Source organism: Pseudomonas guineae, from assembly GCF_900113745.1.
Lineage (GTDB): Bacteria > Pseudomonadota > Gammaproteobacteria > Pseudomonadales > Pseudomonadaceae > Aquipseudomonas > Aquipseudomonas guineae.
The window spans coordinates 220,168-241,123 of sequence record NZ_FOQL01000001.1; the positions used below are offsets into that span (position 1 = coordinate 220,168).

Below are 20,956 nucleotides of genomic sequence, written 5' to 3' on the forward strand. Positions count from 1 at the left end.
AAAAAAGCCGGTAAATAACCGGCTTTCTTTCCCCTAACAACTTAGCGCATCAGTTGGCATTCAACTTACCGCGATTCTTTTCCAAGGTTGCTTCGCCTATACCTTTAACTTCCAGCAACTCATCCACCGAGGCAAAGTCGCCATGCTCATCACGATACGCAACAATGGCTTGCGCTTTAACCGCACCAATGCCTAACAACTCACGCTGTAGCGTGGCAGCATCGGCAGTATTGAGATTAACCGTGGTAACTGCAGCAACTTCAGCACTCTGTGCTTCTGCGCCAGAGGGGCTGGGCACTTCCGCCGCTGATACCATCAACGAGAAAGAAGCCAGCAAGGCAAACAACAGAGAAGAGAGTTTAGCGTTAAGCATATGTGCGTCCTTTCAATAGTTTTATCGAGGCGCGTGGGACATCCCGCTCCACGCTTTCTCAAAACTAGACGCTGTTACACAACTGTCAAACTACCCTGACAAAAATTTTCCCTTTGTGACTCATGACGCTTTGAAGCAGCATCCACGTGCTGCAGGGGCAGGCACATAACTCGATATGCAGGAGCGGGCTTGCCCAAGAAATTCAGGTAAGCCTCCATCGCCAAAATCAACGATGCACCCGTCATCAATCGTGGCCACGGCCGTCCCTACAAATTGAACAAAAGGTATCTGTGAGCGTTTCTTTATGGCTCTATTCGGCGCTGCTGATAAATCCAGTCGACAATTTCACCTTCTGGTTTGTAGCCACTCACCGTCTCGCGCAATAGCTGGCGCACCCGATCATAGTCATCGCGCTCAACGGCTCCGAGCAACTCACTCAAACGCACCTTGAACGCCTCCCAAGGCAGATGTTCTTCATTGGCCCGCATGATCATTGGATGCTCAGTCGGGCTGACGTTGTCGCCGATCAGCAACTCTTCGTAAAGCTTCTCGCCAGGGCGCAAGCCGGAAAACTCAATGGCAATATCGCCCTGTAGGCTCTTTGCTGACCGAACGCTCAAGCCACTGAGGTGGATCATTTTTTCCGCCAGCTCAGCAATTTTCACCGGCTCACCCATGTCCAACACAAACACATCGCCGCCTTCCCCCATGGCCCCGGCCTGGATCACCAACTGCGCCGCTTCGGGGATGGTCATAAAGTAGCGAGTGATATTGGGGTGCGTGACCGTCACCGGCCCGCCCTTGCGGATTTGCTCGTGAAACAGCGGAATCACCGAGCCGGATGAGCCCAACACATTGCCAAAACGCACCATAGTAAAGCGCGTTTTATTTAACTGACGCAGCGCCTTGTCATCGTCGAACAATACGGGGGCAGCCTCACGGCTAAGCGCCTGCAACACCATCTCGGCGAGGCGCTTTGTACTACCCATAACATTGGTAGGGCGTACCGCTTTGTCAGTGGAGATCAACACAAAATTGCTCACCCCTGCCCTGATCGCTGCCTGCGCGGTGTTCAGCGTACCGAGCAGGTTATTCAGCACGCCTTCGGCAATGTTGTGCTCCACCATCGGCACATGCTTATAGGCGGCCGCGTGATAGACGGTGTCCACCTTCCAGGTCTGCATCACATCCAGCAGCCTATCGGCGTTGCGAATCGAGCCCAGAATCGGCACCAAGCAAAGTGGCAACGACTCACGCTTGATTCGCGCCTCCAACTCGCTGTGAATGCTGTAAAGGTTGAACTCGCTGTGCTCGAACAACAGCAGCGTTGCGGGCTCGTTAAGCATAATCTGCCGGCATAACTCAGCGCCAATTGAGCCGCCAGCGCCAGTGACCGCCACCACCTGACCACGAATGCAGCGTTCAAACAACACCTGCTGCGGCGGGACGGAATCGCGCCCCAGCAAATCGGCGATATCAACTTCCTGAACATCCTCGACCTTGACCCGGCCACTGGCCAAATCCATAAAGCCGGGAATGCTGCGCACATGCAGCGGAAAGCACTCCAACTCCTCAAGAATCTGCCGCCGCCGCCCGCGCGAAGCCGACGGCATGGCCAAGAGAATTTCATTGGTACCCGTTTCGTCAATCATCTGCTGGATATGCTTGGAGGTGTAAACCCGCAGCCCGGCAATAGTGCGATTGGCAATACTTGAATCATCATCAATAAAGGCCACCGGGCGCATAGCACGCCCAAGACGCAAGGCCGCATTAAGTTGGTTGCCCGCCGCGCCAGCGCCATAAATAGCAACTTTCGGCATACCGCGCTCGCGTCCTTGCAGCCTGCTGGGGTGCTCGGCGGTAAACCAATCGCCCATAAAATACTGGCGCATCAACAAGCGCAGCCCACCAAGCAATACAAGGCTCAACCACCAGTAATTGAGCACCATCGAGCGCGGCACGAGCTTGGGTGCCCCCTGATACCAATAAACTGCCAGCGCCAGTACTAACGCCGACAGCGTAACGGCCTTGCCAATGGCCAGCAGTGCATCGTTACCGAAATAACGCATCACGGCGCGGTACATACCGAAGCGAACAAACAGCGGAATAGCGATGACCGGCGCCAACACAAATAACCAGGCATGCCCAGCAAAAGGTTCGATGGCCCGGCTATCGCCCAAACGCACCACAAAGGCCAACCAAAGCGCACTCCAGACAAGCACCACATCCATGGCAACCTGAATCAGCCGTTTGTGGCGTCGTGGCAAACTCACCAGACGGCTACGCAAATTTTCAGCAAGTCTTAACACGATGACTCCTCAATGCTTAGAGCATGACCACAGCGAGATGGAGCCCCTGGTGGCTAAACAATCACAACTATTGTTGGAGAACTCAGTAGCGAATGCACGGCCACCTAAAAACCCCAAGCAATTAGCTGCCTTAAAGAGCGGATTCAGTTGCAATGGCGTACAACATTCGCCAAATCATAAGCAGCAGCTAACACCGCATTCAGCCACACAACCACCCTGAGCCACGAGCTAAACACCAACGACCACATAAGCCCGCAATACTGTGCCGGGCGCACACACCACGCCTTCGTCTACCACCACTAATATCCTGCACTACACCCAGCCTGCAGCCAGGCTCGGGCAGCAATCTCTACTCCACCGGCCAACTGAACACCAACGCCAAGGTGGGCGAATGCACCCAAGCTGGCATCGTGATCAATTGTGGCATTGGCATTGACGATAGCGCCCTCACCAATCACTGCATCAACACCCACCATCGCCAGCGCCATGATCGCCGTACCTGCGCCAATAACAACAGAGACACTTACACAAGCCCGTGGATGCACCACCGTTACCAAAGGCAGCCCGGCAGCATAAATGGCCTTTACGCACTGTTCACGCACTGCATTATTGCCAACCGCGGCAATGGCTCCTGCTACATCAACCTTCAGCGCAGCCAAACCTGCCACACTGGTTACAACCGGCCAGCCAAAGCTCTCACACAGCTCAGGCCAGCGGTCATCAACAAACGCAATCCTCTGCCATTCGCCACTCAGCAGCGCGGCCTCTGCAACTGCCTTGCTGTGCCGTGCCCACCAGCGCCGATGATGACTAACACCCGCTCGCTCATGCCTGCTTCTCCAACTCACCGGCATGGTATTTCACCGCCAGCCCCAACAACGGCACATAAGCGATCAACAACCCTAGCAAACCATCTATCCCGCCAAGGCCAACCCACAGCGCGATGGGCAACAACCACAGAACATTGATGCCGCTTACGACAAGCGTAACCGGTAAATGCCGACCAAACTGGCGTGAGGCGTATTGGTAAGCATGGCTGCGGTGAGCCTCATACACCTTATCGCCCCGCAACAGACGACGTAGCAGGGTGAAGGTTGCATCGACAATAAACACCCCAAGCAGGATCAACCAACTCCATAAAAACTGCGGCGCGACCCAAGTCGCCTGTAACGACAGCACGCCCAGGGTGATACCTAGAAACCCACTACCCGCATCGCCCATAAAGATTCGTGCCGGTGGAAAGTTCCAAAAAAGAAAACCCGTAACAGCTGAGGCCAAAAGCAAAGGTGCAGCGAAATCCGTAGAATGGCTTGAGCCAGCGATACCCAACAAGGCTCCACCCAAACAAACACAAATCGCCTCGACACTGGCAATACCGTCAATGCCGTCCATAAAGTTGTAGAGGTTGAGCAGCCACACCAGATACACCGCCGCCAGCACATGGCCTAACCAACCCAGATCAACGGTGAAGCCGAGCATCACCACTGGCGGCAAACCACCCAGCCAGAACAGCGCCCAGATAGCCGCGGCAAAATGCCCAAGCAAGCGCCAGCGCGCAGCGATATGCCCGTGATCATCGAGAAAGCCCAGTACAGCAATCCCCGCTCCCGTCCCCAGCAACGCCCAAGCCAACGGCCAAGCGATAAAGCTCATCCACGCCAGTAACGGTAAGGCCAACAAAAAACTGACCACGATAGCAACCCCACCACCACGCGGCGTCGGCACCGAGTGCGAACTACGCGCATTGGGAATATCCATCAGGCTGCGGGCCAGAGCATAGCGGCGCAACGCTCCAGTCAAAAAAAGAGCAACACCGGCCACCACCGGCAATAACAACCAGATACTCATTTTGCGTGCTGTTCCAGAAAGTGCTTGGCCGTTTTACGCAACGCGTCATCGACGCTCACCGGCGGTGTCCAGTTGAGTAGTTCACGTGTTTTGCTGATATCGACCTGCAGCGAGCCACACAATCGTTGGGAGAGCGCCTGCTTGCCGATCGACGCCGCCCCCACCTCCAGCAGTCGACTCGGCAACGGCAAAAGTCGGGCAGGCTTGCCCAAGGCAGTGCCCATTCGGCGCAACAACTCGGTAGTCGAAAGATCCTCATCATCGCTGACCAGAAAGGTCTGATTAGCGGCGGCGGGATGATCAATGCAGGTCACGATCAGATCGACCAAGTTGTCCAGAGCAACCAGGCTGCGGCGGTTGTGGATAGCACCAAAAGGCAACGGCACACCCTTGTTCAACCAGCGCATCATGCTCAGAAAATTAGCTTTTACCCCCGGCCCATAAACCAACACCGGTCGGATAATCACCACCTCCATACCAGTTTCAGACGCTAATGCGCGCAAACTCTGCTCGGCTTCCATCTTAGAAATACCATACGGATCCGCTGGCGCCGGCTGAGCATCGGCAAGGTAAGGCACGCCCACACTGGTACCTTCACCGTTGACCTTAATCGAGCTGATAAAGATAAAGCGACGTACTCCCGTCTCCGCCGCCTGACGAGCAAGGTTCAATGTACCCTCGACATTGACCTTGCGAAATTCCGCCAGGGCATCAACGGCATCATCCACCATCACATGGACGCGAGCCGCGGCATGAATGACCACGTTGACACCTGCGAGAGCTTGGCCCCAGGCAGTCGAAGCCCCAAGGTCACCCACCGGATGCACGCGCTCACACAAAGGAATCTCGATCAAACGGCGCACAGCCGCCACCCAGTCGAGGTTATCGCGGCCCGACGCATAGCAAAAAATGCCGGCGCCAACGAAACCGGTAGCCCCGGTCAGCAGAACTCGAGTCAATGCGCAGCACTCCCTGGCCGCTTGATGTACTCCAGCAACTTGAACGGCAGCTTGCTTAGCACCATGGGCATATTGGTATAAATGCCATTGCGACGACAGGCCTGCACGATCTCGGTATTAAGTCTGATGCTGCTGCGGAGACCCCTAGTGCTGACGCCACCGGCACGCATCCGCACCAAAACCTCATCAATACGCACCCACGGCATTTTGCACACCAACAGCAGGCGAATAAACATGTCGTAGTCAGCTGAGATTCGGTATTGCATCGAGTACTCACCGACATGCGCATAGGCTTGTCGGCGAACATAGGTAGCCGGATGGGGCGGCATCCAGCCGAAACGCAACTTCCAAGGGCGGAAATGCGCGGCACTGTAGTATCGAGTAACGGTCGACAGGTCATCATCATTGACGAAGACAATGTCGCCGAACGCCAACTGGGCCTCAGAGTTCAACTCGAATATTCGAGCGACCGTGGCCAGAGCGTGATCGGTTTCAAAGAAGTCGTCGGAATTCAGTATGCCTATCACATCGCCCGTGGCCATAGCGATGCCCTTGTTCATTGCGTCGTAGAGCCCCTTGTCCGGTTCACTTACGATCTTGGCGATACGGTTCCGGTACTCTTCGACGATAGCCATGGTGCCATCCTTCGAAGCGCCATCGACAACGATGTATTCGATCTCAGGATGGGTCTGGCGTATGACCGATTCGATGGTGTCGCGAATAGTCGCCGCGCTGTTGTAGGCGACCGTAACAATGGAAATCTTCACTCCTTAATTACCTCGACCCGACCATAGCGATCCTCGAAGCGAACGATATCGTCTTCACCTAAGTACGAGCCAGACTGAACTTCTATAAGTTCCAGCGGAATCACCCCAGGATTCTCCAGTGCATGCACCTGCCCAATTGGAATAAAAGTCGATTGGTTTTCAGTAACTAAATAAGTCTTATCGCCATTGGTAACTTTCGCCACGCCGCTCACCACAATCCAATGTTCTGCTCGATGATGATGCATTTGCACCGAGAGTTTAGCGCCTGGCTTTACAGTTATCCGCTTGACTTGGTACCGCTCACCTTGATCGATGGAGTCGTATACACCCCATGGACGATACACTTCACGATGGTTGGCATACTCGTGGCGCTTGTCGTTTTTCAACTGCTCGACAATTTTCTTGACGTTCTGCACTTGATCCTTGTGTGCAACCAACACCGCATCCTTGGTTTCGACAATAACCAGATCATTTACCCCCACAGTCGCGACTAGACGATGCTCGGCATGCACATAGCTACCTTGAGTACGCTCGCAGATCACGTCGCCTTTAAGCACATTACCGTCAGCATTTTTGACGTCTACATCCCACAGGGCGGACCAAGAGCCTATATCGCTCCAGCCTGCATCCAACGGAACCATGACGGCATCAGCGGTTTTTTCCATCACGGCGTAGTCAATAGAATCCTCCGGGCAAGCCGAGAATGCAGCGTTGTCTATACGGGTAAAGTGCAAGTCCTGCTCACCTTTGCTCAGAGCCTCACGGCAAGCAGCAAGAATTTCAGGGCTGAACTTTTCAAGCTCCTGTAAATAACGACTGGCGCGGAACATGAACATGCCGCTATTCCAGAAATAATTACCTGATTCCAAGTATTTATTAGCCGTCTCTAGATCGGGCTTCTCGACGAAACGGTTGACCCGAAAACCGCCATCACCAACCGCATCACCTTTTTCAAGATAGCCATAGCCTGTTTCAGCATGAGTCGGCACGATACCGAAAGTAACTAGTTTGCCGTTTGCAGCCAGGGGCAACGCTGTTTGGAGGCTGGCATGAAAGGCCTCCACGTCCTGAATCAAATGATCTGCAGCCAGCACCAGCAAGATAGGATCATCCGTCGACTCGCAAGCCTGAATAGCGGCAAGCGCAATCGCTGGTGCGGTGTTCCGGCCTACAGGCTCCAGCAGGATATTGGCGTTGTCCATTCCCAATAACCGCAGCTGCTCGGCTGCAAGGAAGCGATGCTGCTCGTTACAAATCAGCAGCGGCAAGCTGGCCCCCAAGCCTTCTAGGCGTTTAATAGTGGCCTGCAGAAGAGAGTGTTCAGCATCTACCAGGGTCAGGAATTGCTTGGGATTCAGCTGCCGAGAAAGCGGCCAGAGCCGAGAGCCGGAGCCACCCGCCATGATTACTGGAAAAAACATCGTCAGATCCTATGAATTAAATTCAGCCCAACACTTGTAAGTAGGCGCGGGTATTGTGGTGTACTTGAGCACTGGCCAGCATGTGACTCATATCCCACCAGCGATATTGTCCGTGCTGGTCCTGTGGCGGGCTTACCAACTGCTCATCACCCACAACCAGAAGGTAACCCAACACAACATAGTGAGTGTCGGCGCCCCCTTGTCCCTGACCAAATATGCTGTCGGCATAGAAATGCTCATAAACACCCAAAAAACGGGCTTCGTTACGCTCATAGCACTGCCCCAACTCAACCTTTGTCAGACGCACGAATGCATCATCCAGCGACTCATTCTTCAAAATGCGACCGCCCGGCACAAACCAAAAGCCTTGTGCCGGGCGGTTAAGCCGCTGCCCCAAAAGGATTTGTCCACGCGCATTTTGCACCACCAGATCAATGGACACCAAAGGCGTTGACGCAACAACAGTACGAAAGGTTTCAGGCGTCAGCCACATCGCAAGTACCAAGATGCACATAGATTGCTGCAAGGGGAGTGTTCCACTCAGCTCGGGCATGGCCATGCTCGCATTCGCGAGTGCCCTCCCTAGGCACGAAGCTTTTACTTAATAACAGCTCCTTTCAAAGCACCCGCGTCTGTTGCTCATTCGCCACATACCAGCCATAGGCATCACGCAGACCGTCTTCCAGAGCAATGCTTGCCTGCCAACCCAGCGCCTTGAGACGCGACACATCCATCAACTTACGCGGCGTACCATCGGGCTTGCTGGCATCGAAGCTTAGACGCCCGGCGAAGCCGGTGACCTTGGCGATGGTTTCCGCCAGTTCACGAATTGTGCAATCCACCCCGGTTCCCACATTGATATGCGAGAGCATCAACTGGGTATTGGCTTGATAAGTTGCCGCATCCAACTCCATCACATGAATACTGGCTGCAGCCATATCATCGACGTGCAGAAACTCGCGCATCGGCTTGCCGCTGCCCCAGATCACTACCTCTTTATCACCACGCTGCACCGCTTCATGAAAACGGCGCAACAACGCCGGAATCACATGGCTGTTTTCTGGATGAAAATTGTCATGGGGACCATAGAGATTCGTCGGCATCACACTGCGGTAATCGCGGCCATGCTGGCGGTTATAGCTTTCGCACAGCTTGATCCCGGCAATTTTGGCAATGGCATAAGGCTCATTGGTCGGTTCGAGAGCACCAGTAAGGAGCGCCTCTTCTTTCATAGGCTGCTCGGCTTGCTTAGGGTAAATACACGAAGAACCGAGAAACAGGAGCTTCTGCACTCCGGCCTGATGCGCCTCCTGAATAATATTCGCCTCGATGATCAGATTTTCGTAGATGAAATCAGCAGGGTAAGTGCTATTGGCATGAATCCCACCTACCTTGGCAGCAGCCAGAAACACCTGGGCGATTTGATTTGTCGAGAAGAAAGCCCGCACTGCGCGCTGATCCAGCAAGTCCAGTTCATCTCGGCCAGCAGTGAGTATATTGCTATAGCCCAAACCCCTAAGGCGACGGACTATAGCGGAGCCAACCATCCCGCGATGACCGGCAACGAAAATAGTTTGGTTCAGATCACCCGCCACTGTCAGTTCTCCACCGCAACTGGCACATCATGGCCATGCTGCTTGAGCAAGGCATGACGCTGGGCGACCTTGAGATCTTCCCGAACCATCTCCGCACACATCTCCTGAACGGTGATCTCCGGAACCCAGCCGAGCGTTTCTTTGGCCTTGGTCGGGTCGCCCAGCAAAGTTTCCACTTCCGCCGGGCGGAAGTAACGCGGATCAACCCTGACGATGGTATCACCGACTTTCAGCGCTGGAGCGTTGTCGCCCTCAATACGCTCGACGATGCCGACCTCCTCCACACCCTGCCCCTCGAAACGCAAGGTGACACCCAGCTCAGCGGCCGACCAACGTACGAAATCACGTACCGAGTACTGCACACCAGTGGCGATGACGAAATCCTGCGGGGTCTCCTGCTGCAGCATCATCCACTGCATGCGCACGTAATCCTTGGCATGCCCCCAATCGCGCAACGCATCCATGTTGCCGAGAAAGACACACTTTTCCAGCCCTTGTGAAATATTGGCCAGTGCGCGAGTAATTTTGCGAGTAACAAATGTCTCGCCCCGTCGCGGCGACTCATGGTTGAACAGAATGCCGTTACAGGCATACATGCCGTAGGCCTCACGGTAGTTCACAGTAATCCAATAAGCATAAAGTTTGGCTACCGCATAAGGCGAGCGCGGATAGAATGGGGTGGTCTCTTTCTGTGGGATTTCCTGTACTAGACCATACAGCTCGGAAGTCGACGCCTGGTAGAAACGAGTTTTCTTTTCCAGGCCCAATAAACGGATGGCCTCCAGAATACGCAAGGTGCCCATGGCATCCACATCGGCGGTATATTCCGGGGCCTCAAAACTCACTGCAACATGGGATTGCGCACCGAGGTTATACACCTCGTCCGGCTGCACTTCCTGGATAATACGAGTGAGATTGGAGGAGTCGGTCAGGTCGCCGTAATGAAGAACAAACTTTTGGTTATCAACGTGCGGATCTTGGTAGATATGATCCACTCGCTGAGTATTAAACGACGAGGCACGACGTTTGATGCCATGGACTTCGTAGCCTTTCTCAAGCAGGAACTCTGCGAGGTACGACCCGTCTTGGCCGGTAATGCCGGTTATTAATGCACGTTTAATCACAGTATATCTCCATCTAATTTAAGTTTCTGCTGATAAATGGCAATACATTTATCAGCAACTACTTTATAGCTAAACGAACTTACGATTTTATTACGAGACTCTAATGCAAGCATTTTATCAATAGAATTATCCAAGATCCAACATATACCCGATGCGAGATCGACTGGATCAAATGGCCTTGCTGCAAAACCATTTACCTTATGATCAACAATATCAAGAAGGCCCGTAACTGCAAAACAAACAACCGGTGTACCACAGGCCATTGATTCTGCAGCAGTCAGCCCAAATGTTTCTTGCCTCGAAGGAACAACCATGACATCGGCAGATGAATAAATTGTACGTAGCCGTGAATCATCTGAGATATGACCTAAATAAACGACCGATCGACCTGTATCAACCCCCCTCCCTAGGCTGTCAGCGCCAAACACAACTAATTGATAATCTAAGGAGTCTGGCAAACTTTTAAGTGCACTACAGAGCTCAATAAAACCCTTGCGTGGATCACTTGTAGCAGCAAAAGCGCCAAAGAGTATTATTTTTTTAGTCGCATCAAGACCTAAAAACGCCCTAGAGATTTCTTTAGACTCAGGAAAAAAAACATCCGTATCAATAGCATTAGGGAGCGTAGTAACCGGCGTACCTGTCGCGACTAAACTTTTACTCGCGACTGATGAAATCCAATTACTTACCCCGAGCAAGGAAATATTTTTAGCAGACGTATAGTGCTTGAGTTTACGTGAAAGAAGATCAAAGCTTATATCTTTTGGATTATTAGAAATCAACTGTGGACAGTTACCACAAGAATTTAAAAACCCAGAACAATCATTATTATAGTGACACCCTCCAGTCAATGGCCACATGTCATGTAAACTCCAAAAAACCGGTTTATTCACTTCAAAAATATTATCTAACGACAATGCCCCCGCGCTCACCCAATGGAAATGCACAATATCTGCGCCACTAGAGTTAATATAGGAAACTATTTTCCTATTGCTGAGACCACCCGAAGAAAACATAATTTTCTTTTTAGCGCGCATGGCCCCAGGCATACGATCATATAAAACCCTAAAAAAATATCTCAATTTGTAAAAAAGCGACATCTCCACTGGATAGACACTTAGATATTCGATGTCCATGTCATCATAAGAAAGCAATGCATCTGCCAAGCGACGCGCTGCACGGGCAGCACCTCCTTTCTGGCTATATGCATTAACAAAAATAACCTTCATATAAACCTCAATACAAAAAATACTTCATGCGGGACCCAGATAATTAAACGGTGAACTTTAAATAAAGATCGAGATCTCCAAAAAATCAACCTGCAAAATCCAAATAAAACAACATGTAATACATCATCCCACAACAGTATGCCGTCGTATAAATGAAGGTAATGGTACGCCCCCACAGACGCCAGATATGAGCCAAGGATAAGCAACAAAAAATAAAGAAATAATCCGAAAATCGATAAGCTAGAGCGGGCAGTGCGCTAAAGAAAGAAAACGCAAACATCCCGATACACAGAACTTCCATATATAATAAAAGCAAGCGATCTCTACCAATATAAAAAACATGAAAAATCAACGGTAGCAGACAATACAAGACAGGAGCTAAACGCCTTACAAAAGATATATCAGCCAATACTCCATCACTTTGAAGTGACAAATAGATTGAAACCTTTCCGGTAAAATCTAAATAACTTAACAGGCTAACAGTACCAAATAACTCTCCAGGAGCGAGCAAGCTAACCAAAGCCATTAGCAAAGTCAGCGAGAAAAGAATAAAGGAGACAAGCAAAAAATTACCCAAACCAAACAATACAAATGCAAATGCAAACACAAAGGCACTGAAGTGAAAAAACACTGCTGCGGCCAACGCGAGTGAGGCTTTGTAACCCGCATTTGTAACATAAAAATAAAAAGCCAGCAGAACGAAACTTGCAGCCAAGCCGGCGCGAATTTGAGTAAAGTCATACAATAGATATGCATAAGAAGCATACGCAAACAATGATAATAACGGGTATGGCGAAAGCCTCCAAATAACAAAAGCCTTAACAGGAATTGAAATCAAGGCGTAGATATAAAATATTCCAGCACTAGAAGAAAAAAAATACTCCGCTACATAACAAATTAACTTAAAAGAAAACTCAACATCAACAGGCACTCCGGCAATGACAGAATTATAATAATCGATATAAACAGCTGCATCTCTTGAAGTCTCGGGAGCCACTACAGCAGCCACATAAATAAAAAAACCAACCAGAATCACATAGAGCGTTTTAGACCTAGAATAAAGCGAATATAATGCAGAGACAAAAAGTGCCCACCACGCGAGCATATACATATTAAACCGCCTTCTTACGACGTACTACTTTCTTAATAACTGACTTAACAAGCTCCCAACATATTATCTTAATAAAAATCAGATTAACGAAATTGCTTTTCTTTACGACATTCCACTGAGAAACTATTGAATCTATTCTCTTAACGTCCGAAAGGCCTCCTGCCGTAACGATACTTAGCGCGTTATCTACTTTATGAAACGTCCCGCCTGAAATATACAGGTTATAGAAAAACTCAAAATCACCAGCAATTCTATTAGTTATATTGTAAGTATTTTTTTTATGGCGGCTTGACTCAATAAATGCACTTTGATGTGAGAAGCGGGAGCCTTTCCACAAATCTTCCACCTGCCCCGCCTTGCGATACTTCAATACACCTGCATAGTCGACAACACAATCGCCATATACAACATCAACCCCTTCAAAATCATTTCCTGAAAAAAGGTCTCTAACAGTACTGTTACTGTAAAAAATATCCCCAGCATTCATGAATACAATCCACTTACCTGAAGAAAGGGCAATACCTTTATTCATTGCATCATAAATTCCTTTGTCAGAAGCACTTATGTATCTCAACCCTGGATACTTATCAAGCACGCCCAGTGTGCCATCCGAGCTCCCGCCATCGACAACCAAATACTCGATCCATCCGGCCGGACAATTTTGTTCTAACACACTTTTTATCGTACCTTCAATACAATCAACACCATTAAATACCACCGTCACAACACTAACTAATGGCTTAACCACACCCACCTCTTTAAATTAAAAGCCAAGGAACTCACTAAGCACATCAAACCTAAAAAATTAAAAATCATTCAATACGTAAAACACAAAATCACAAAACAAACACCTGCGCTGCCGAATGCTTACAAAACCATATATTTTTTAAATGCTTTCTTAAAACCAAAAAACAACAAGCTCAACCATGAAAACCTAAAGTTTTTATTATCAACATAAAAGTCAGAGATATTTTTTACGCCATACGCCACCGATCCTGGGTGGCGCAGAAGGTATAAATGCAAAACTTCATTTAACCTCATTATTAAATCAGGACGTTTGGACTCCACAAAATGAGAACGAGCCAAGTTATAGTGCAGCGACAGCTTGCAGTCCTCAGAGGCTATACTTATGGAGCCTTCATGAGCCCTGAAGAACGATAAAACCTCAGAAAAGAACGCGAACTTTGGGTACTTGTGCGCAACCAATAAAAACAATAACAAATCATTTCCGATTGCATGCATCGAAAAATCACTGGCTACAGAGTTTGGAACTTGCAAGATCAGATTTTCCCTCAAATCTTTCATTCTGAATAACGCACACCCTGGTGAGACTGGATAATTTTCACCTTGCAAATCGGCTCTTATAAATTTATCGCCACTATATAACCCTGTGTTGCCTATAGCATAACAAAGCTCTCCAATCTCCCGATTGGAACTAAAAATACGGGTTGCCGTGAAAACAAAACCAACGTCATCATCGTCAAGAAAAGGCAAGGTTTTCTCCAAAAATTCTGGAGCAATAAGGTCATCCGACCATAAAATTTTACCGTATTTTCCACTAGCCTCTTCAAGGCATCTTAACCAATTTCTCACAGGCCCTACATTACTATTATTACGGAAAGCGTTAACGCGCGAGTCACTAAGTGCATACCGCTGAATAATCCCCCAAGTACCATCTGTACTGGCATTATCTACAATAATCACTTCAATATTTTTATATGTCTGCGCCAGCGCAGAATCTAATGTCTCGGCAATAATTTCTTCACGATTGTATACGGGGATAAGTATCGAAACTAAATCATTCACGCGAATCATTCCTTAATAATTTTCAGCACTTGTAACGGACCTATGAATGAGTAAATCGAAAGTGACAACAATGTCGCCATAACAACTCCGCCCACGCCCATCCCTACATACTTAACCAAGAATATTGACAGCGGTATATTCAACAAACCAGCTAATATAGCCGACCATAACTGGACGCTCAATTCATTTATTGCATTTACAAAATAAGCAAATACATTATTCCACACTGAAACAATAATAAAAAAAGCGAACAACATGTGAAGTGAGTGAGGAGCGCTGCCATCCTCACCAATCCATAGCTTGACAATCAGAGGGCCTACTAAAGCAAGAAGAATTGCCATTACAAAAATCAACGAGGCAAATTTTATTTGTTTTTTTAGCTGCTTACGAATCCAGTCCATATCACCTTTAGCATGAGCATCTGAGTATGCGGGCCATAATGGTGCCAATACCACTGCATGTAAAACTGTGAACACGCTAAATAGTTTGAAAATCACCTCATACGACGTAACATATTGCGGACCAAGCAACTGGGTAATTAGAATCTTGTCACTCATGAAGATCACAAGCACTGCTAACTGAATAATAAAAAATCTCATGCCCAATGAAAATAATGCACGCACTTTGCCAAAATCAAACAGAATAATTTTTGGCCTAATCTCTTTGTGCACACTAAATAAATAAATAGTTAGGATGCTATTACTTAAAATCAAGGATAGTCCATAGGCCCAAATCAAAAAAATCAGTGTGCCTTTAGTGTATACACTAAGGAGAAAAACAAAAATCAACGCTAAAGCGTTAGAAAGAAACTGACCAAAAACCATAACAGATGTTTTTTGAAGCCCTTGGTATACCTGATTAACAAGACTTATCCAGAAATTTAAAAAAATGAAAAATCCGAGAGTTACGACAGCCTCACTAAGTATCCTTTCTGGCACCGAAGTGGTGTTAAATACTTTTTGCCATGGCAGCCATACATTACCTATTAAAAAAACCAGAAAAATCATTAGCGATATCAGCCCGACCAACCCATATGCAGTGGAGATATACTCCGCGGCTGTATCAGGGCGCTTTTTCGCTAAACTTTCAGTAATTTTATTCCTCAGCCCATTCCCAATACCCAGATCAAACAGCATCACCCAAGTCAACAGAGTCAGCATTGTTGCCCATACGCCAAAAAGCTCAGCCCCCAAGTAGTCAATCATAATCGGCATGGCTAAAAAAGTAGCCAGTACAGCACCGAGCTTGAAGACTGCTGAACCTTTAAGCTGCTTTTTATAATTAAAACTCCTTGTTTCTTGGGTATCAGTCACCTTGTGACACCCAGTCGATCATTTTACTCACGCCTTCAGATTTGCTTACTAGCGGCTTCCAGCCAATCAGTTTTTGAGCTTTGGCAATGTCTGCAACAAAAACCCGTTGATCACTTTCTCTAGGGGGTAATTTTTTGTACTCCATATGAATAGCCAACTTCTGTTCCAAAAATTGAAAAAGCTCAAGCAGTGAAGATGAATTATCTATTCCACCACCGATATTAAAAGCATGCCCCTTGATCGAGTCAATTTTATCGGCTGCGCTCAGATAAAGCGCAACGCAATCACTGGCATACAATAAATCGCGCACTTGCTTTCCATTTCCGGAAATAGTGAACAGCTCTTTTTGGGTACCGCGCTTGATCTCAATGGCTTTTTGTGTAAACCAACCCAACCAACCTTGGTCAAAGGTAGCAAACTGTCGCCCGCCGAACATAGAGGAATGCCTGAACACAACAGTTTTCAGACCGTAGATTCGAGCAAAGTCTAGCATGTACTGGTCTGCGCACCCTTTTGATGTGCCATATGGCGAATGGAAGTCCAAGGTCACGTTTTCATCAAAACCTTGTGGTTTATCGATACATTGATAGCGAGTTCCTGTTTCTTCGTAACTAAACTGCTCAAGATCGCCGTAGACCTTGTTAGTTGATGAGTATATTACTGTACTTTCTGGAGAATAAAGACGAACAGCATTAAGAAGATTGAAGCTACCGCTGGCATTAACCTCAAAGTCCATACGAGGATCAGCAATAGAGGTTGTCATAGCAACTTGGCCAGCCAAGTGATAGATAATGTCTGGCTTGTGTACTTTGATGGTGCGCTCTACGTCATTGACATTACGTATGTCACCATGGGCAAACTCAAATTCCCCTTGAGATTTTAGCCACTCAAGATTTTGTGAACTTCCGAAACGGTAAAGACTGTCAAATATAACTAATTCATGGCCTAACCGTAGGATCTCACTAGAGATATTAGAACCCAGGAATCCACAGCCACCCGTCACCAAATATTTCATTTCTGCGTCCCTATTGTTTTAGCAATACCATGCTCTATGCTAACCTGCGCGGACCAGCCTAAATTAATTAACGCTGTATTATCTAACTCCACAGTCATCATCTCACCCTCGCGCAAAGGGATATCACCGAAGCCCAGTTCTGACTTGCATATACCTTGGTTTTTGCTGAAGGCAGAATGAATGGCCGTTACAAAATCGCGCACAGCAATCAGCTTACCGGTACCTACGTCAAATTCGTTCCACTCAACTAGCTGCACAGCCTTGGCGAGCGTGAGCATGTAGGCCGCGACAACGTCATCGATATAGATAAAGTCGCGTAGCTGCTGGCCTTCTGTCAGCGGAATACGTTCTACCCCCTGTTCTAACTGGCCTATCAACCAAGGTACAAACTTCGTTTGATCATCTTTCGGGCCATACATATGCTCGAGTTTCAGATTGACAACCTGTACCTGATTACTGCGCTGTCGTAACCACTCACAAAACTGGTTCTTCGACAAGGCGTACGCATTCAGATACTTGGGAAGTAAAGTGTCGGTATTGAAAAAGGTGTTGATATTGAACGCGGTGGCAGCATCTAGCAGTCGCAAGCCGAATAACAGATTGGTTTCAGCAACCTCATGAGCGTCCTGACCGTTGCGGCCATAAGAACAGGCGGTGTGCATAACCGCATCGATACGCTGATCCTTGAACGCCTGCTCCAAGGGTAGCCTGTCGATGTCATACGTCTTTAACCGATCCAGTAAGTGCTGAATTCGGTAAGTATGCGACGTCGAGCGCTTGAGAATCACGACTGAATAGCCCTCCTTAAGGAGGGCCTCCAGAAGGTGGCTACCAAGAAACCCAGTAGCACCTGTCAGCAATATGGTCTTCATGCTTAAAAGTTAAGCCCGTAGAACTCTTCCAGCTTTTCACCGACAAAGTCGAAGTGTTCCTGACCCAATGCCGGCTGGACGCCCAACCAGAAGGTCTGGTTCATGGTGCGATCGGTATTGGTCAGCTCGCCGACGACGCGGTATTCAACATTCTGAAAATAAGGCTGACGGGTCAGGTTGCCGGCGAACAACAGACGGGTACCAATCTTGTTCTGATCGAGGAACTTGAGCAGATCGACACGCTTGACCCCGGCGCTTTCTTTAAGTGTCACCGGAAAACCGAACCAGGACGGTTCGCTATTGGGAGTGGCTTCGGCGATTTCCAGGAAATCGCTTAAGCTGGCAAGACGATCCTTGAGCAGCTTGAAGTTGCGCTTACGGGTGTCGATGAAGTCCTGTGCGCGCTCCAGCTGAGCTAGACCACATGCCGCCTGCATGTCAGTAATTTTCAGGTTGTAGCCTAAGTGGGCATAAACGTACTTGTGATCATAGCCTTGCGGAAGGCTGCCGAATTGCTGGCCGAAACGATCACCGCAGGTGTTGTCGCAACCGGGTGCGCAATAGCAGTCACGGCCCCAATCACGAAAGGACTCAGCAATCACTTTAAGTTGAGGATTGTTGGTAAATACCGCGCCGCCTTCACCCATGGTGATGTGATGCGCAGGGTAGAAGCTGAGAGTAGCGATATCACCGAAGGTACCGACCAGTTTGCCATCATAGGTGGCGCCGAGGGCATCGCAGCAATCCTCTACCAGCCACAGGTTGTACTTCTCGCACAGTGCCTTGACCTTACCCAAGTTGAACGGGTTGCCCAGGGTATGGGCGAGCATGATGGCTTTGGTCTTCGGGGTGATAGCCGCTTCGATCAGATCCGCGTCGATATTGTGGGTGGCCATGTCGACATCGACGAACACCGGAATCGCACCGAACTGGACGATGGGATTGACCGTGGTGGGGAAGCCGGCGGCTACGCCGATCACTTCATCGCCTTTTTTGATCGCACGCTCGCCTAGCTTGGGCGAAGTCAGGGCACTAAATGCCACCAGGTTGGCCGAGGAGCCGGAGTTGACTGAAAGCAGGTATTTAACGCCAAGGTACTCAGCCAGTTTTTTCTCGAACTCGGCATTGAAACGGCCGGTAGTGAGCCAGCCATCCAGCGAGGCCTCGACCATCAGCTGCAATTCGCGAGCGCCAATGAGTTTGCCAGATGGCGGAATGACGCTTTCGCCAGCAATAAATGGCTTGGGCGCGAGAGCGAGATTGGCGTACTGCTCGACGAGCTTGCTGATTTCCTGACGGAGCATATCGGGGGTCATTACGTGTCCTGCTTTCAAAATTGGGTTATTTGCCGCTTGTTGGCATGGCTGCCATATAAGCGTTGATTTCTTCCAGGCATCGCGCCTGCATGTCTTCACCACCCAACCAGGCACGGTGCCAGTTGACGATTCGAGCCAGGGTGGTTTCCAGATTCCAAGTGGGCGACCAATACAGACGGCTGCGGGCCTTGGAGATATCAAGCTTCAGAAAGTTGGCTTCGTGCGGCTGAGGATCTTCATCTAACTGCCAACTGGCACCTGCACCCCAAGCTTCCACCATATGGTTGAGAATCCAGTCGACCGGGCGGGCATCTTCCTCCTTAGGCCCGAAATTCCAGCCCTGGGCGAAGTCTTGTCCATGGTTGTAGAGGTGTTCGGCTAACAGCAAATACCCACTCAAGGGCTCCAGCACATGCTGCCAGGGGCGCGTTGCCTGTGGGTTACGGATAATCACTGGCTGGCCTTGTTCAAAGGCGCGAAGGATATCAGGGATCAAGCGATCTTCGGCCCAATCACCACCGCCAATTACATTTCCGGCGCGCGCGGAGGCTAAAGCGGCACCTTGCGTGCTGTTGAAAAAGGAGTTGCGGTAGGATGCAGTGAGCAGCTCAACACAGCCCTTGCTATTGCTGTAAGGGTCATGCCCGCCCATGGGTTCGTCTTCGCGATAACCCCATTCCCATTCGCGGTTTTCATAACACTTGTCAGTGGTAACGTTGACGATGGCGCGCAGGCTCGGGCATTGGCGCGCCGCTTCCAGTACATGCAAGCTCCCCATCACGTTGGTGGCATAGGTTTCTACCGGCTCGCGGTAGGAAAGACGTACCAGGGGCTGGGCTGCCATATGGATGAGTATGTCCGGGCCAAAGTCAGTCATGCTGCGCGTAACCGCTTGCAGATCACGCACGTCGCCAATCTCTGACTGCATGCCTTGACCCACCTTAGCCTCATCGAACAGAGCCGGGGTGGTCGGAGGCGTCAACGCGAAACCTTTGACTTCCGCCCCCATGCTCTGCAGCCAGAGCGATAGCCAGCTGCCTTTGAAGCCGGTATGCCCGGTGAGGAAAACTTTTTTGCCTTGCCAGAAGGCTGGGGTGACGGTGGAGTTCATGTTTATGCCCACGTTTTCCAGGGTGCTTTTCCGCTTTGCCAAAGCTCTTCCAGATGAATTTTATCGCGCAGGGTGTCCATAGGCTGCCAGAAGCCATGATGCTCGTAAGCCATTAGTTGCCCTTCTTCAGCAAGTTGCATTAGCGGCTCTTGCTCCCAGACCGTACTGTCATCGGCCAAGTAATCGAGCACCTTGGGCGTTAACACGAAGAAACCGCCGTTAATCATGGCACCGTCGCCTTTGGGTTTTTCCTTGAAATTGAGTACCTGACCCTGACGGATATCAAGAGCACCAAAACGACCCGGTGGATAAGTTGCCGTGAGTGTCGCAGCCTTGCCGTGTTGCTTATGGAAGGCCAACGAGGCAGTAATGTCGATATCGCCGACACCATCACCATAGGTAAAGCAGAAGGCCTCTTCATGCTTTACATAATCGGCTACACGTCGTAGGCGGCCGCCCGTCATCGAATTTTCACCGGTATCAACCAAGGTTACATTCCATGACTCAGCGCGCTTGTCATGCACTTCCATGGTGTTGTCGCGCATATTGAACGTTACGTCTGACATATGCAGGAAGTAGTTGGCGAAGTATTCCTTGATGACGTAACCCTTGTACCCACAACAAATTACGAAATCATTGATTCCGTGCGCGGAGTACATTTTCATGATGTGCCAAAGAATGGGCATACCGCCAATATCGACCATAGGCTTTGGTCGGGTGCTAGTTTCTTCGCTCAGGCGCGTACCCAAGCCACCGGCCAGAATTACTGCTTTCATTGTTTCTCCTG

20 protein-coding genes are annotated in these 20,956 nt (G+C 49.5%); all 20 read right to left on the minus strand.

The genetic code is table 11. The features are described from left to right. Positions 1-49 precede the first annotated feature (49 nt). The gene (locus BMZ32_RS01130) at positions 50-373 is read right to left on the minus strand and encodes a ComEA family DNA-binding protein (RefSeq protein WP_090238392.1); all 324 of its coding nucleotides are present in this window, start codon (positions 371-373) and stop codon (positions 50-52) included. 302 nt (positions 374-675) lie between these two features. Continuing rightward, positions 676-2,682 (minus strand): polysaccharide biosynthesis protein, encoded by a 2,007-nt coding sequence (locus tag BMZ32_RS01135; protein WP_090238395.1) that lies wholly within the window; start codon positions 2,680-2,682, stop codon positions 676-678. A 299-nt stretch (positions 2,683-2,981) separates the two neighbouring features. After that, the gene (locus BMZ32_RS19535) at positions 2,982-3,536 is read right to left on the minus strand and encodes an acetyltransferase (protein ID WP_244153905.1); all 555 of its coding nucleotides are present in this window, start codon (positions 3,534-3,536) and stop codon (positions 2,982-2,984) included. Further along, positions 3,508-4,530, minus strand: a complete 1,023-nt coding sequence (locus BMZ32_RS01145) for an MraY family glycosyltransferase (protein WP_090238397.1) — start codon at positions 4,528-4,530, stop codon at positions 3,508-3,510. Before BMZ32_RS01145 ends, BMZ32_RS19535 begins: the two co-directional genes overlap by 29 nt. After that, complete coding sequence (locus BMZ32_RS01150) at positions 4,527-5,489, minus strand: UDP-glucose 4-epimerase family protein (protein WP_090238400.1); 963 nt, start codon at positions 5,487-5,489, stop codon at positions 4,527-4,529. The genes BMZ32_RS01145 and BMZ32_RS01150 overlap by 4 nt, the downstream gene beginning before the upstream one ends. After that, positions 5,486-6,256: a glycosyltransferase family 2 protein gene (locus BMZ32_RS01155; protein WP_090238403.1), complete on the minus strand. Its 771-nt coding sequence runs from the start codon at positions 6,254-6,256 to the stop codon at positions 5,486-5,488. Before BMZ32_RS01155 ends, BMZ32_RS01150 begins: the two co-directional genes overlap by 4 nt. Then, a complete protein-coding gene (locus BMZ32_RS01160; protein WP_090238406.1) occupies positions 6,253-7,677 on the minus strand; it encodes a mannose-1-phosphate guanylyltransferase/mannose-6-phosphate isomerase in 1,425 nt (474 codons plus the stop codon). Before BMZ32_RS01160 ends, BMZ32_RS01155 begins: the two co-directional genes overlap by 4 nt. 22 nt (positions 7,678-7,699) lie before the next feature. Next, positions 7,700-8,230, minus strand: a complete 531-nt coding sequence (locus tag BMZ32_RS01165; protein ID WP_425272850.1) for a GDP-mannose mannosyl hydrolase — start codon at positions 8,228-8,230, stop codon at positions 7,700-7,702. A 64-nt stretch (positions 8,231-8,294) separates the two neighbouring features. Next, entirely contained in the window at positions 8,295-9,272 is a 978-nt protein-coding gene (gene fcl / locus BMZ32_RS01170) for a GDP-L-fucose synthase (RefSeq protein ID WP_090238409.1), read from the minus strand. A 2-nt stretch (positions 9,273-9,274) separates the two neighbouring features. Beyond that, positions 9,275-10,396 (minus strand): GDP-mannose 4,6-dehydratase, encoded by a 1,122-nt coding sequence (gene gmd, locus BMZ32_RS01175; protein ID WP_090238412.1) that lies wholly within the window; start codon positions 10,394-10,396, stop codon positions 9,275-9,277. Further along, positions 10,393-11,625 carry a glycosyltransferase gene (locus BMZ32_RS01180; RefSeq protein WP_090238415.1) on the minus strand — a complete coding sequence of 411 codons (1,233 nt, stop codon included), beginning with the start codon at positions 11,623-11,625 and terminating at the stop codon, positions 10,393-10,395. Before BMZ32_RS01180 ends, gmd begins: the two co-directional genes overlap by 4 nt. Before the next feature lie 85 nt (positions 11,626-11,710). Then, positions 11,711-12,736 (minus strand): EpsG family protein, encoded by a 1,026-nt coding sequence (locus BMZ32_RS01185; RefSeq protein WP_090238417.1) that lies wholly within the window; start codon positions 12,734-12,736, stop codon positions 11,711-11,713. Between the two features lies 1 nt (position 12,737). Beyond that, a complete protein-coding gene (locus BMZ32_RS01190) occupies positions 12,738-13,484 on the minus strand; it encodes a glycosyltransferase family 2 protein (protein WP_167376704.1) in 747 nt (248 codons plus the stop codon). A gap of 119 nt (positions 13,485-13,603) precedes the next feature. Continuing rightward, positions 13,604-14,542, minus strand: coding sequence for a glycosyltransferase family 2 protein (locus BMZ32_RS01195; RefSeq protein ID WP_244153906.1), 939 nt, complete (start codon positions 14,540-14,542; stop codon positions 13,604-13,606). Between the two features lie 5 nt (positions 14,543-14,547). After that, the gene (locus BMZ32_RS01200; RefSeq protein WP_090238425.1) at positions 14,548-15,855 is read right to left on the minus strand and encodes an oligosaccharide flippase family protein; all 1,308 of its coding nucleotides are present in this window, start codon (positions 15,853-15,855) and stop codon (positions 14,548-14,550) included. Then, on the minus strand, positions 15,848-16,870 hold the full coding sequence (locus BMZ32_RS01205) for a GDP-mannose 4,6-dehydratase (RefSeq protein WP_090238428.1): 1,023 nt from the start codon (positions 16,868-16,870) through the stop codon (positions 15,848-15,850). The genes BMZ32_RS01200 and BMZ32_RS01205 overlap by 8 nt, the downstream gene beginning before the upstream one ends. Next, the gene (locus tag BMZ32_RS01210; RefSeq protein WP_090238431.1) at positions 16,867-17,742 is read right to left on the minus strand and encodes an NAD-dependent epimerase/dehydratase family protein; all 876 of its coding nucleotides are present in this window, start codon (positions 17,740-17,742) and stop codon (positions 16,867-16,869) included. The genes BMZ32_RS01205 and BMZ32_RS01210 overlap by 4 nt, the downstream gene beginning before the upstream one ends. A gap of 2 nt (positions 17,743-17,744) precedes the next feature. Beyond that, the gene (gene rfbH, locus BMZ32_RS01215; RefSeq protein ID WP_090238434.1) at positions 17,745-19,058 is read right to left on the minus strand and encodes a lipopolysaccharide biosynthesis protein RfbH; all 1,314 of its coding nucleotides are present in this window, start codon (positions 19,056-19,058) and stop codon (positions 17,745-17,747) included. Between the two features lie 25 nt (positions 19,059-19,083). Next, positions 19,084-20,169 carry a CDP-glucose 4,6-dehydratase gene (gene rfbG, locus BMZ32_RS01220; protein ID WP_090238437.1) on the minus strand — a complete coding sequence of 362 codons (1,086 nt, stop codon included), beginning with the start codon at positions 20,167-20,169 and terminating at the stop codon, positions 19,084-19,086. A gap of 2 nt (positions 20,170-20,171) precedes the next feature. Further along, positions 20,172-20,945, minus strand: a complete 774-nt coding sequence (gene rfbF, locus BMZ32_RS01225) for a glucose-1-phosphate cytidylyltransferase (protein WP_090238440.1) — start codon at positions 20,943-20,945, stop codon at positions 20,172-20,174. Between the last annotated feature and the right edge of the window lie 11 nt (positions 20,946-20,956).